The following is a 13,221-nucleotide window of genomic DNA, read 5'->3' as shown; positions in this document are numbered from 1 at the left end:
GGCGACGGCGGCGCCCGCGACGGCTGCCGCTCGTCGACGTCGCCGTCGGTAGCATCGCGCGGATGCGGGACATCGGGGCGCTGATTCCGGAAGCACGGCGTGCGGACACCGCCGGCCTGCGGGCGTACGACGCGGACGCACTCGCGCGGTACGTGGCGGACCCGGCACACCCGTGGTGGCGCCGTCGGCCCTGCGTGGTGGCGCTGGCCGGGCGGGTGCCGGAGGAGCGGGTCGCCGAGTTGGTCGCCCGGGTGTGTGATCCCACCGACGTGGCCGGGGTACGCGTCGCGCTCCTGGACCTCCTCGCGGACCGGACGGAACTCCTGCCCTGGCTGTGCCACGAGGACCGGCGGCACGAGCGGTCGTTCGGGATGGCCGAGGCGATCCTCAAGGTGCGTGGCCTGCTCGGCGACCGTTCGGCAGCGAGCGGGTTGGCGACGCTGGCGGCGGTTGCCTGGGGGCGTGACCAGGCGGCGGGCGAGGCCGGGTTGGACGGGCTGGTCGCCCGGTACGGTGTCGAGGCGGTGCTGGCCGAGCTCGGCGACGAACGGGCCGAGGACCGGATCTTCCGGGTCCGGATGCGGGACCGGGCGGGTGAGGACGTGACCGAGGCGCTCGCCGACCCGGACCCGGTGGTCGCCCATGTCGCCCAGTCGCTGCTGACCGACCCGGAGCGGCTCCGTGCCTACCTCGCCGAGGCGCCGACCACCGAGGCGAAGCTGTGGGCCGCGTACGCGTTGTACGGCCTCACCGACGACGCCGTCGAGACGCGGGTGATCTACGACGGGCTGGGCCGCCCCCGGGTGGAGGTCGACGGGCTGGACGAGGAACTCCGGCAGGTGATCCTGCACGAGTACGCACCGGGCTGTCAGCGGCAGAGCGATCCCCGGTGGCGGGTCGAGGTCCTGTGTACCGAGCCGCCGGCCCGACCGGACCAGGACGAGCAGCTCGGCCGCGCGGTGGCCGCGCTCGACGCGGCGGGGTTGGCGCCGAAGCCTCCGGTCCACTGCGGTGACGCGCACCAGCAGGGAGACGGCACGTACCACGTGATCGAGGTGGGCGGGAGCGAGTTGTTCATCAGCACGCTCGGGCCGTTCGCCATCGCCGAGCGGATCGACCCCGCCGTCCGTCGAGCCCTCGAGACGGCCGGTTTCCGGTGGATCGACGAGACCATCGGCGCCGTCCGGGCCACCGGTCTCCACGTCTACCACTTCGGCGCGCGTACCCCGCTCACCGTCGACACCCTGCTGTTCTACTGGCAGGACTAGCAGCTGGTGCGGCGTGGTCGACCCGCCCGGTCGGGTCGGCGACCCGGCCGTGGCGGCCCCTGTCCGGCGCCGCGTTCCACGCCCGTCGGGTGTCCGGAAGACCTGTCCCAGCAACATCCGGAGGTTGTCGGTGGAGCGGGCTAGCCTGTGCGTATGCGGGAGTCGAGAGCCGGGAACCCACTGTCCCGGGATGCACTGTCCGGGGGTGGGTGTGATGGCTGACGCCGCCGACGTCCGTCGTCTGGCGCTCGCACTGCCGCACGTGGTCGAGATCGACAGTGCGGGTTTCGACTTCCGGGTCGCCAACAAGGGGTTCGTCTGGTCGTACCCCGAGCGCAGCCCCGGTGGGCCGCGGGTCATCCGGACCGATGTCGCGGTGCTCTACGTCGGCGACGAGGCCGAGAAGCAGGCGCTGCTGCTCGGCGAGCCCGAGGTCTTCTTCACCACGCCCGCCTACGACGGCCTGCCCCTGGTCATGCTGCGGCTGGCCCGGGTGGACGTCGCCCGGCTGCGGGAACTCGTCACCGACGCGTGGCACATGCGGGCCCCGGACACCCTCGTCGGCGACCTCGACGACGGCGTCCGTCCGTCCGTCCCTGGTCTCAGCGGCGCCGAACGCTAGGTCGGGGATCGTCGTACCGACCGGTCGGCACGGGGCGTTTGCCGGTCCGGGGATCCTCTAGAGTTCCCTGCCATGACCGTCGTGGAGGCGCCCCTGGACGCGCCGACGTCCGCCGCCCCGGAAGGCGCGGCCCCGCCCACGCGGGTGACCACGCCACGTCCACTGGGACTCGCGGGCTGGCCGCGTGTGGTGCGTACGCTGATGATGATGGCCGGCGCGGCGACCGCACTCGGGGTCGCCTACACGAACCCGGACCGTCACCTGTCCCAGTACCACTCGAAATGGCTGCTGTGGGCGTCCGTCGCGGGGGTGCTCGGCGCACTCAGCGGGTCGACGATCGGCTCCGGTGTGGCGCGCTGGCACGACCTGCAGCAGATCCAGCGGGTGCCGGTACGCCGGGTCGTCCCGTCGGTGGTGGCCTTCCTCGCGCTGGTGGCCGGTGCCGTGGTCGCCACGCACGCCATCCTCGGCAGTGGACTCACCTGGCGGTCCCTGGCCTTCGTGTCGTTCGTCGTTCTGGGAGCGTTGCCGGCCGGGGCAACCCTCGCGGGGCTGCGGGTCGTGTCGATGCGTGGCCTCACCGGCACCCCCGGCGAGCAGTTGGCGGCGTTGATGCGCCTGCGTCGGATCCTGGTCCGCGTGTTGCAGATGATGGGTTCGCTGCTGCTCATGATGGTGCTGGTCGGCGCGACCGCCGTGGGCTGGGGCAGTTCGGAGCGGATTCCCCAGTCGACCGCGTTCGTGATCGGTGCGGCCGGCTCGATCCTGATCGCGCTGATGCACATCCCCACCGCGACCCTGCTGCGCCGCCGCTGCCAGGTGTACGTGGACGAGTTCTCGGACCTCGCCCACGTGGCGAAAGCCGATCTGATCACCGCCGCCGAGGACCGGATCAAGCTGGAGGAGATTCTCGGCGTCAACCGCACCTCCGTCAGTGAGCTGCAGTCCGGCCTGGTGATCCTCGGCCCGCTGCTCGCCACCACGATCGCCGCCGTCATCCCCAAGTTCTGAGCGGGCACCGGCCTGGGGCGGGCGTACGGTCGGCCGTGGCGGCGGGTGGCGAAGCCTCTGTCAGGTGGGCGTACGGTCGGCCGTCGTGGCGGGTGGCGGAGCCTCTGTCAGGCCGGGGTGGTTGGCTCCTCGGGCTCGCCGAGCGCGTTGCGCAGCCACTGCTCGACACCGGCGACGTGCACCGTGGCCCAGGCCCGCGCCACCTCGGGCTGGCGTGCCTCGATCGCCTCGCAGATCGCCTCGTGCTGCTCCCTGGTCCGTCGTACCGCGCCCTCCTGCGTCAACCCCCGCCAGATCCGGGCCCGGGTCGTCGGCCCGGACAGGCTGTCGATCAACGAGCAGAGCACCCTGTTCCCGGAACCCGCGGCGATGTGGCCGTGAAACCGGAGGTCGTTGGCGACCAGCGCCTCGACGGTCGGGGCGTCGCCCAGTTCGGCCAGGATCGCCCGCAGCTCGGTGACCTCGCCGTCCGTCATCCTGGTCGCGGCCATCTCGGTCGCGGCGGGTTCGAGGACCCGCCGCACCTCGAGGAACTGCAGCACGGTGTCGTCCTGGTGGAAGTCGACGACAAAACCGATCGTCTCCAACAGCAGGTCGGGTGCCAGGCTGGTCACGTAGGTGCCGTCGCCCTGCCGGACATCCAGCACCCTGATCAGCGACAGCGCCTTCACCGCCTCACGTAGGGAGTTGCGGGACAGGCCGAGCCGGTCGGCGAGGTCGGCCTCCCTGGGCAGCCGGGAACCGGGAGTGAGTTCGCCCTGCACGATCATCGCCTTGATCTTGTTGATCGCCTCGTCGGTAACCGGCACCGTGCGCCCCCTCACGAACATCCGATGTATCCAATCGTACCGATGGGGCGCGCGGACGCCCGTGATCAGCCTTGTTCACCACGGCTGGTGGGTGAGTGGCGACTCTGGGCACCTCCGCCGACGGCAAAGCAGACACACATCCGATGTATGTCTGCGGTGATCTCAGCCAGGGGCTCGACCGGATACACGTTTGTCTCTACGCTGACACATGTCCGCAACCTCCGACGGCCCCGGATTTTCGGCAGGTTCAGGGGCCAGGCAGGCGCGGTCAGCCCTTGCCGGGTGGTGGACCGCGCTCCGCCGGCCGGTCCGGCGCACTTCCGATCCAGAGGGGACAGCCCGATGACACCTTCTCTGACCGCGACAGTCATCCGATCTATCGGCACCGGCCCGGGTGTGCCCGCCATCGGCGCCGCCGACCGGCGCCGGCCGGACCCGCACCGCTCGGCGAGCGGAGTCGTCCGATGAGGCGGCCGGTCGCCGCGTCGCTCGTACCCGTGGTCGCCACCGGCGTGCTCGCCGTCGTCACCGCCGCCGGGCCCTCGAATCCGGCGCTCGCCGCGTCCAATCCCGCACTCGCGCTCTGGTACGACGAGCCCGCCGCCGACTGGGAGACCCAGTCCCTGCCGATCGGCAACGGCGCCATGGGTGCCAGCGTCTTCGGCGGCATCCAGTCCGAGCACCTGCAGTACAACGAGAAGACGCTCTGGACCGGCGGCCCGGGCGACGGCAACTACCAGAACGGCAACTGGACCTCGCCCCGTCCCACCGCCATCGACCAGGCCCAGGCGCTGATCGACAGCCAGCAGCGGGTGGCGCCGGACACGATCGCCGGCCTGCTCGGCGGCCCCCGCGCCGGATTCGGCGGATACCAGAACTTCGGCGACATCTTCCTCGACATGACCGGCACACCCGCCTCGGTGTCCAACTACCGCCGCGAACTCGACATCGCCGAGGCCACCGCCCGGGTCAGCTACGACACAGGTGGCGTCTCCCACCGGCGTGAGTTCATCGCCAGCCATCCGCGCAACGTCATCGTCACCCGGCTCACCGCGAGTCAGGCCGGGCGGGTCTCGTTCGTGCTCCGCCACGTCCCGGCGCGGACCGGGGCCACCACGACGGTCAGCGGCGACCGGATCACGGTACGCGGCACCCTGGCCAACAACGGGCTGCTCTACGAGTCGCAGATCCGGGTGATCCTCGACGGCGGCACCCGTACCAACGGCACCGACCGGATGACGGTCAGCGGGGCCGACAGCGCCACGATCATCCTCTCGGCCGGCACGAACTACGCGCCGACGTACCCCGGCTACCGGGGGGCGGATCCGAAACCCCGGGTGACCGCGGCGGTCGACGGCGCCGCCGGCCAGTCCTGGGACGCGCTGTGGAACCAGCACGTGTCCGACTACCGGGCCTTGTTCAACCGGGTGTCGCTCACCATCGGCGGCCAGATGCCGAACATCCCGACCGACGACCTCCGGTCGGCCTACACCGGCGGATCCAGCCCGGCCGACCGCGCCCTCGAGGCGCTGTTCTTCCAGTACGGCCGCTACCTGCTGATCGCCTCGTCCCGGGCCGGCTCGCTGCCGGCGAACCTGCAGGGCGTCTGGAACAACTCCAACAGCCCACCCTGGTCCGCCGACTACCACGTCAACATCAACCTCCAGATGAACTACTGGCCGGCGGAGATCACCAACCTCGGCGAGACCACCGCCCCGCTGTTCGACTACATCGACTCGCTCCGCCCACCGGGCCGGGTGACCGCACAGAACATGTACAACTCGCCGGGCTGGGTGGTGCACAACGAGACGACACCGTTCGGTTACACCGGCGTGCACGACTGGGCGACGTCGTTCTGGTTCCCCGAGGCCGGCGCATGGCTGGCCCAGCACCTGTACGACCACTACCTGTTCACCCGCGACGTCACCTTCCTGCGCGACCGGGCGTATCCGGTGATGAAGGAACTCGTCCAGTTCTGGACCGCCAACCTGCACACCGACCCGCGCGACAACCGGCTTGTCGTCTCACCCAGCTACTCACCGGAGAACGGCGACTTCACCGCCGGCGCGTCCATGTCGCAGCAGGTCATCTGGGAGCTGTTCAGCAACACCATCGCCGCCAGCGGCACCCTCGGCCTCGACAACGACGCCCGGACGCAGTGGCAGTCGACGCTGAACCGGCTCGACCCGGGGCTGCGGATCGGCTCGTGGGGGCAGCTCCAGGAGTGGAAGGGCGACTGGGACAACCCGTCGGACACCCACCGGCACGTCTCGCACCTGTTCGGTCTGCATCCGGGTCGGCAGATCTCCGCGCTGACCAACGCCGAGTACGCCAACGCCGCCCGGGTCTCGCTCAACGCCCGCGGTGACGGCGGCACCGGCTGGAGCAAGGCCTGGAAAATCAACTTCTGGGCCCGGCTGCGGGACGGCGACCGTGCCCACAAGCTGCTGCGCGAGCAGCTCACCGGCAGTACCCTCGCCAACCTGTGGGACACCCACCCGCCGTTCCAGATCGACGGCAACTTCGGCGCCACCTCCGGAGTCACCGAGATGCTGCTGCAGAGCCAGGTCGGCGTGATCGACGTCCTCCCGGCACTGCCCTCGGCCTGGCCGAACGGCGTGGTCACCGGGCTGCGTGCCCGGGGCAACGCGACCATCGACGTCGAGTGGGCCAACCGTGCCGCGACCCGGATCACCATCAGTGCCGGCAGTGCCGGCAACCTGACCGTCCGTAACCCAATCCTGGCCACCGCCGACGTCGTCGACGTCAGCACCGGCCAGGCCGTGCCGGTCACCCGCAACGGCCCGCAGGTGACGTTCGCGGCCGTGGCGGGCCGCAGCTACCGGGCCACCGCCGGCGCGACGCCGCCGCAGCCGGGCCGGATCCAGGCCGAGTCGTACTCGTCGCAGTCCGGCACCCAGAACGTCTCCGACGCCGGGGCGCGGGGCGGCGTCAAGGTCGGCCACATCGAGAACGGGGACTGGCTGGGCTTCGCGTCGGTCGACGCGGCCGGCCGTACCGGCATCACCGCCCGGGTCGCGTCCGGCGGTCCGGGTGGCCAGATCCAGGTCCGTACCGGCTCGCAGACCGGTCCGGTGCTCGGCACGCTGACCGTGCCCCACACCGGCGGGTACGGCACCTTCGTCGACGTGTCCACGTCGTTGACCAGCGGATCGGGTCCGGTTTTCCTGGTCTTCACCGGCAGCGGCGGTGGACTGTTCGACGTCGACGAGTTCGAGCTGACCGGTACCGGTCCGCCGTCCACCAGTAACCTCGCGCTGAACCGGCCGGCGACCGCCGACAGTTCGTGCGCGACGACCGAGGGGCCGGAGAAGGCGGTCAACGGCAGCGTCTCGGGCGGGTGGAGCGACAAGTGGTGCTCGGCGGGCTCGTCGAAGTGGCTGCGGGTCGACCTCGGGGCGACGACAACCGTGGGCCGGTTTGTCGTACGGCACGCCGGTGCGGGCGGGGAGTCGACGACCTTCAACACCCGGGACTTCGACATCCAGGTCTCCACCAACGGCACCACCTGGACGACCGTGGCGTCCCCGCGTGGTAGCACCGCCGACGTCACCACCCATCCGGTGAGCCCGGTGAGTGCCCGTTACGTCCGGCTGAACGTCCTGACCCCGACCACAAACGGCGACAACCGGGCCCGTGTCTACGAGTTCGAGGTGTACGCGTCCTGACCTCCACCCGTTGGTCCGAGCACCCCGACGTCGGCCCTCCGGCGTCGGGGACACCTCCCGGCAGGTCGGGGCGTGCGGCGCCGGACGGTCAGGGGCGGATGGTGACGTACCAGCCGTTGTGGTCGGTGTGCCGCATCGGATACCTGCGCGTCGGGCCGAGCGTGACGTCATCGGTGGTGATCAAGTGCTGCACGTTGCCGTCCCCGCGATGCCGGTGGCCGGCGGGGACGCAGTCGCGCACCGCCGGGGTTCCGTCGTCGCGCAGGTTCAGGTCACCCGCGACGAGCGCGGGTGCCGCCGAGCCGACCTCGGCCCGCATCGCGGGCACCTCGACCTCCAAGAGCCGCCGGCACTGCCGCAGCGCCATCGCCGTGGAGGAGAACGTCAGGTGGGTGGTACAGGCGTAGTAGTTGTCGACCGCCGCCACGCAGAGCCAGACCCGCAACTCGTCCGGGCCGTCGCCCTGTTGCGGAAAGCGGCCGTTGAAGACCGAGAGGCCCGACCAGGCCGCGGCACGGACCCGGCCGAGGATCGCGATGCCGTACGCCTCGCCGTTGAGGCACCGGTACGCCCGCGACGGGTCAGCCCGGTCAGCCGTCGGCTGGAACGCCCAGAACACCTGGTCGCCCAGGAAGTTGCGGACCATCGCCGGGTAGAGGCCGGTCACCACGTCGTCCCGGCAGACCTCGTTCAGGGTCACGATCTGCGGCCGTAGCACCGTGATCGCCTCGGACGCCTCCGCCACCACCCGACCGTTGTTCCGCTCGGCGTAGCAGGCCGCGAGTCCGCTGTTGCAGAGGTTGAGCTGCAGGGTGGCGAACGGGGTCGTGGCCGGCGAGGCCGTCGGCTCCCTCGGTTCGAGGGGACGGCCGACCGGGCCGACGCTCGGACCGCCCAGCTCGGCGCAGGGACTCCGGCCCGCCTCCGGACAGAACGTCCACAGCGCGGGCGGCGGTCCCGTCACGGTCGACGCCGGGTCGGGCCGGTCGGCCGGATCGGGCCGGTCGGCCGGATCGGGCCGGTCGGACCCGCATCCTGGTAGCAGCGTCCCGGCGAGCAGCAGCACGCCGAGCACCGGGAGGCTCCGACGGGTCGACCCGCCCGCCCGGACGAGTGCCGAGGCGACGCGTCGCAGGCGCCACCGTGGCGCGGCACCCGAACCCCGCCGCCCCCGACATGTCAACCGCACACCACAACGTCCTCACCGGACAGCACCGCCATCGGCGGGGCCGCGACGGTGATCCCGCCGCGCGCGAAAATGGTCACCAGCGTCCGTCCGTATTCCTCGGGAGGCCATCCGGCCGGACGCCGCCAAGCGTGCCATCGCACCGGACGGCGGCACAACATCAACGGCCGTCGCCCTCCGTCGAGGAGCAGAGCCCCGGCGGGAGGGTGGCGCCGGTTCGGTTGCGGCATGCCGGGGAGCGTACGTGCGGGATGCCGGGGGTGCTGCCCGCCTCGGGAACCGGTCAGGGTTCCCGGGCAGGCGGGGCGGAACGCCGGTCTCCGCCCCGCCTCCCGGGCAGGTGCCCACCCGCCCGGGCGGACGAGCCGCCTCAAGTCCCGTTGTTGCCGGTCGTCGGAGTGGACGTACTGGTCACCAACTCCACCCGCCGATTCTCCGCCCGGTTGGCCGGGGAGGTGTCCGGCACCTTCAGCCGGGTCTCGCCGTACCCCCGGCTGGTCAGCCGGTCGGCGGCGACGCCCTGGTCGACCAGGAAGGTGAGCACCGCTCTGGCCCGGACGCGGCTGAGCACGAGATTCGACCCGGCCGAGCCACTGGAGTCGGTGTGGCCCTCGACGCGGATCCGGGTACTCGGATTGTCCCTGAGGATCCGGCCCAGCCGGACCAGGGTCGTCCGGGACGCGGCGGTGAGCGACGCGCCCCCGAGGGAGAAGGTGAGCGGCGGCAGCTTCGCCACCTGTCGGCGTACGTCGGCGACCTGGAGCCGGTCGACAACCTGGGCGCCGGTGCTCCGGGCAGCCGCGAGTACCGCGGTTTTCCGGACCTCGGAGGAGGCGGTGCCGGTCAGGGTGAGTGTTCCGCCGTCCAGTGCGACCGTGGTCCCGTCGGCCTTCCCGCCGAGTGCGTGCAGCACGCTCGGCAGGCCGGACAACGCGCTGTCGGTCACGCTGTCGTCGACCGTCAGCCGATCGTCGACGTCCTCGGTGCCGACCATCTCCGCCGCCGCCCGGACCAGCGCGACCCGGGAGGCTTCGGTGGGCACCGTACCGCTGACCGACACCGTGCCGTCGGCCAGAGTCAGCAGCACCGACGGTGGTACGGGCACCGGGGCGCGCTCCGACCCGGGCGGCACCTCCGCCTCGGCGGCGCGTACGCCCTCCAGCGCCCGTACGATGCCGAGCGCCTGTGCTGCCTCGGCCGACGAGGCGGCCCGTAGTCGTCCGTCGCGCCCGGTGAAGGTGACCCGTACGCCGGACAGGCCGGCGGAGTGCAGTGCCTGTGTCGAGCGCTGGGTGAGGTCCGCCTCCATCCGGTGCCGGTTCGGGAACTGTTGGGCGGTGAGCAGGACGACCAGGCCGAGAATCGCGACCACCAGGCCGACCAGCGGGTGGAACCTGCGCGCCGTCCTCGGCGTCCCCGGTGCCTTGGTCATCAGATCCCCGGTCATCAGATCCGTCCCGTCTCGCGTCCGGCCACCAGCCGCCGGGTGAGCTCGTCGAAGCCCTCCTCGTCGCCGTCGGCGAGCAGTTGGGCCTGTCGACCCCAGGTCACCAGGCTCGGGGCGAAGCTGAGGCCGGCCGCCTCGATGGCCGTACGCCGGGTGTCGTCGTCGGTCTGGGCGAGCTGGCCGAAGGTGTGGATACCGGCGGCACGCAGTGCGGCCGCCATCTTCGGCCCGATGCCCTCGATACGTTCCAGGTCGTCGTCGGGCTCGGTCGTCGTGGTCGTCGCGGTCACACCGTCGGCCACCGGTGGGGTGTCGGTCCCGGGTCGAGGCTGGTGGTCCGTGGTCGGCGGGACGTTGTGCTCCGTGGGGACCGGTCGGATGTCGTGGTCTGTGGTCACCGGCGGGACGTTGTGCTCCGTGGGGATCGGTCGGATGTCGTGGTCCGTGACCACCGGCGGGACGCTGTGCTCCCGGGTCGCCGGTCGGCTGGTGGTCACCGGTCGGAGGTCGTGGTCGCCGCTCGCCGGCCGGGCGACCGTGTCGTCCGCCGGGGACGGCGACGGCCTCCTGCCGCCCCAGAGCAGCCAGCCGACGAGCAACCCCAGAAGGAATGCCGCCAGAACGATGAAGAGCGACTGGTTGATGAACCAGACCACGTTTGTCCTCCATGCCGATTATCAAGGAATGCGTCTGTCGGAGTTCAGCTGACATGCGTTTCCCACCCGAATCACGGAATGTGGATGTGGTGCTGGGAAAGAGGTGTCGGCTGAACGTCCCGAGCGCAGGAACGCGATCATCCTATCTGGACGGTCGTGGTCCGGGTGTCGGGACTGATCGCGATCGGATCACGATTCACTTTCGTTTTGAATGGTGTCGTCCCCGTCGTCTCTGCACCGGAGGGGGAAGGGCGGCACCGATCCTGTGTTCGGTCTGCTGGCCTGCGCAGAGGGGCTTACGCCAGCATTCCCGGCCACCTTCCCGCCGTACTCGGGATCGACGTGGAAATCGGTACGACATGCGTACGGAAAAGCGCCCCGGAAGGCGGGGATTCCGTGTACGTGTCGTGGTGGCGCACATCTGCTCGGTGATCACGCCAATCGGAAAGGGCGATGTCACGCGATGCGCCGGTCGATGGCGGAATCGTATCCGGCGGTGGACGATACGACGTCGTCCGTCGTGGTCGACGACTCGACGAGCGCCCGCCCCCGAAGTGCGGTCCGTCCGGGCGGCTGGCACGCGGTGGAGCAAGGTCAGGCCGATGAGGGTGGATGACGGATCCGCCACCCGGCGACCTGCTCCGCTCGACAGTGTCGACGGTGCCGACCGGAACGGCTCGTCACCGGAGAGTCCGGTGACGAGCCGTTTCAGGTGCTGAGGAACGGGACGGTCAGCTCAGGACGGGTACACCTCGAATTCGTAGATGCGGGCGGCGGTGTCGGTGTTGCTGGTCGGGGTCAGGACGTTGAGCCGTACGTAGCGGGTGTCGACCGGTGTGACGGTGTGGGTGGTGACGTTGGCGGTGTTGCCCCGGACCGTGGCGCGGGTGGTCCAGGTGGTGCCGTCGGGGCTGGTCTGGATGTCGAAGTCCCGGGTGTTCCAGGCGGAGTTCTCGCCGCCCGCACCCGCGTGTCGGACCACGAACCGGCCCACCGTGCTGCCGGCGCCGAGGTCGACCCGCCACCACTTGTTGCCGCCGACCGAGCACCACTTGTCGGTGTTGCCGCCGGTGACAGTGCCGTTGACCGCCTTCTCCGGCCCCTCGTTCGCCGCGCAGGAGCTGTCGGCGGTCGCCGGCCGGTTCAACGCCAGGTTGCCGCCGCCTCCACCGGCACGCCGGGTCTCGAACTCGGTCGTCCAGTACGCCGTCCGGTCCAGGTACGCGGTCTCCGCGGCGGCGCCGGTCTCCCCGTACGCCCCGTCGTAGGTGAGGTAGCCGGGACCGGCCGGCGGGGTGCTGTCGGCCGGCTCGATGGTGGAACCCTCGTGCCACTCGTTGAACGAGGTGATCGACACCCAGCTGGGCAGCCCGCCGGTGGACGGGTCGAGCGCGTTGCGCCACTGGAGGTCGTACGTCGCGCCGTCGGCCCGGCCCAGCGTCGGGGTGGTGTTGCCGGGTACCGCCCGGTCGTCGATGTACCCGGGGCCGACCGAGGGTGCCCAGATCAGGTTGTTCGCCTTGGCGTACGCGCTGGCCTGGGACCAGCCGGGGGCGGTCGCCCCGGCGATCGCGTCGTAGGTGTACATGCCGGAGAAACCCGCGATCTTCGTGGTGTCCGTGGTCTGGGCCAGGATGATGTTCGAGCCGTTGACCTGGCTCAGCGCCGACCAGTCCGCGACGTTGAGGCTCTCGAAGACGTAGAAGGCCGGCCGGTTGCCGTGTGCGGCGTCCCGGTAGAAGGCCGGGTGCCCGCCGTACCGGCTGTTGATGTAGTTGATGTCGGCGACGGTGGACGGACCACTGCGTCCGCTGTACGGCTCCAGGTGCCAGGCCACCTTGATGCCCTGCTGCTGGGCGGCGTCCAGCACACCCATGGCGAGCTGGTCCTCGTACGAGTTCTGGCCCCACCAGCTGTAGACGATGACGCCGGCACCGGACTGCCGTACCCAGCGCATGTGCTGGGCCACCGCACCGGCGTAGTCACCGGAGTCGTACGCGCCGAGCGTCGGGTAGGAGTTCGCCCCGACGCTGTCCGGCGGGGTGTGCCCGCCCTGCTGCCAGTGCCGCCACTGCCCGTACCGGTCCGGGTTGCCGTACCAGGAGTAGTAGAAGAGGTGGACGTTCGGCGACAGTGCCGGCAGCGGCTCGGGGTAGGTGCCGCCGGTGAGGGTGAAGCTGTCGATGTCGAAGAGGCCGCCGGTTCCGGTGCCGGTGAAGACGAGGTGGAGGGGTCCGGTTCCGTTGGTGAGGGTGGTGGTGATGTTGGCGTAGGTGCCGTATCCGCCGGTGTTGGGGACGGTGGCGGTGCCGAGTAGTGGGCCGGTGGGGGATTCGGTGCGGATCTGGATGGTGCCGCCGGTGCCGCCGGAGGCGACGCGGGCGGTGAAGGTGGTTTTGCCGGTGGGGTTGGTGGTGTTGTAGGCGAGCCAGTCTCCGTTGTCGATGTAGCCGACGCGGTTGCCGCCGTGGGCGTTGGGGTCGGCGACGGTCTGGGTGCCGGACTGGCTGGTGTACGACTCGGCCTCGATCCG

Annotated in this window: 9 protein-coding genes; 4 read left to right on the top strand and 5 right to left on the bottom strand. The window is 70.9% G+C overall.

Going from position 1 to position 13,221, the window contains the following annotated elements:
• Positions 1 to 62 precede the first annotated feature (62 nt).
• The 3 genes from V1633_RS30000 to V1633_RS29990 all read left to right on the top strand — a co-directional run bounded on the left by V1633_RS30000 (position 63) and on the right by V1633_RS29990 (position 2,901).
• Positions 63 to 1,268 (top strand): hypothetical protein, encoded by a 1,206-nt coding sequence (locus tag V1633_RS30000; protein ID WP_331217662.1) that lies wholly within the window; start codon positions 63 to 65, stop codon positions 1,266 to 1,268.
• Positions 1,269 to 1,482: 214 nt separating this feature from the next.
• Complete coding sequence (locus V1633_RS29995) at positions 1,483 to 1,890, top strand: MmcQ/YjbR family DNA-binding protein (RefSeq protein ID WP_331217661.1); 408 nt, start codon at positions 1,483 to 1,485, stop codon at positions 1,888 to 1,890.
• Between the two features lie 72 nt (positions 1,891 to 1,962).
• Positions 1,963 to 2,901: a hypothetical protein gene (locus V1633_RS29990; protein WP_331217660.1), complete on the top strand. Its 939-nt coding sequence runs from the start codon at positions 1,963 to 1,965 to the stop codon at positions 2,899 to 2,901.
• A gap of 107 nt (positions 2,902 to 3,008) precedes the next feature.
• On the opposite strand, the gene V1633_RS29985 is transcribed toward V1633_RS29990, so the two are convergent.
• Complete coding sequence (locus V1633_RS29985; protein ID WP_331217659.1) at positions 3,009 to 3,731, bottom strand: FadR/GntR family transcriptional regulator; 723 nt, start codon at positions 3,729 to 3,731, stop codon at positions 3,009 to 3,011.
• 443 nt (positions 3,732 to 4,174) lie between these two features.
• Between V1633_RS29985 and V1633_RS29980 the strand changes: the two genes are divergently transcribed.
• A complete protein-coding gene (locus V1633_RS29980; RefSeq protein ID WP_331217658.1) occupies positions 4,175 to 7,399 on the top strand; it encodes a glycosyl hydrolase family 95 catalytic domain-containing protein in 3,225 nt (1,074 codons plus the stop codon).
• 88 nt (positions 7,400 to 7,487) lie between these two features.
• Here V1633_RS29980 and V1633_RS29975 read toward each other — a convergent pair whose 3' ends face one another.
• The 4 genes from V1633_RS29975 to V1633_RS29960 form a co-directional block, all read right to left on the bottom strand.
• Positions 7,488 to 8,474 carry an endonuclease/exonuclease/phosphatase family protein gene (locus V1633_RS29975; protein WP_331217657.1) on the bottom strand — a complete coding sequence of 329 codons (987 nt, stop codon included), beginning with the start codon at positions 8,472 to 8,474 and terminating at the stop codon, positions 7,488 to 7,490.
• A gap of 481 nt (positions 8,475 to 8,955) precedes the next feature.
• Positions 8,956 to 10,032 carry an OmpA family protein gene (locus tag V1633_RS29970; protein WP_331217656.1) on the bottom strand — a complete coding sequence of 359 codons (1,077 nt, stop codon included), beginning with the start codon at positions 10,030 to 10,032 and terminating at the stop codon, positions 8,956 to 8,958.
• Complete coding sequence (locus V1633_RS29965; RefSeq protein WP_331217655.1) at positions 10,032 to 10,688, bottom strand: helix-hairpin-helix domain-containing protein; 657 nt, start codon at positions 10,686 to 10,688, stop codon at positions 10,032 to 10,034. Before V1633_RS29965 ends, V1633_RS29970 begins: the two co-directional genes overlap by 1 nt.
• 736 nt (positions 10,689 to 11,424) lie before the next feature.
• The coding region (locus V1633_RS29960; protein ID WP_331217654.1) for a carbohydrate-binding protein at positions 11,425 to 13,221 on the bottom strand (1,797 nt) is incomplete at its 5' end.

The sequence above is a fragment of the Plantactinospora sonchi genome (assembly GCF_036422035.1).
Lineage (GTDB): Bacteria > Actinomycetota > Actinomycetes > Mycobacteriales > Micromonosporaceae > Plantactinospora > Plantactinospora sonchi.
This window is presented reverse-complemented; position numbering and strand designations above follow the sequence as displayed.

Coding starts and splice junctions, on each gene's coding strand:
- V1633_RS29990 (WP_331217660.1), top strand. CDS start 1,963: ATGACCGTCGTGGAGGCGCCCCTGGACGCGCCGACGTCCGCCGCCCCG.
- V1633_RS29970 (WP_331217656.1), bottom strand. CDS start 10,032: ATGACCGGGGATCTGATGACCAAGGCACCGGGGACGCCGAGGACGGCG.
- V1633_RS29985 (WP_331217659.1), bottom strand. CDS start 3,731: ATGTTCGTGAGGGGGCGCACGGTGCCGGTTACCGACGAGGCGATCAAC.
- V1633_RS29980 (WP_331217658.1), top strand. CDS start 4,175: ATGAGGCGGCCGGTCGCCGCGTCGCTCGTACCCGTGGTCGCCACCGGC.
- V1633_RS29995 (WP_331217661.1), top strand. CDS start 1,483: ATGGCTGACGCCGCCGACGTCCGTCGTCTGGCGCTCGCACTGCCGCAC.
- V1633_RS30000 (WP_331217662.1), top strand. CDS start 63: ATGCGGGACATCGGGGCGCTGATTCCGGAAGCACGGCGTGCGGACACC.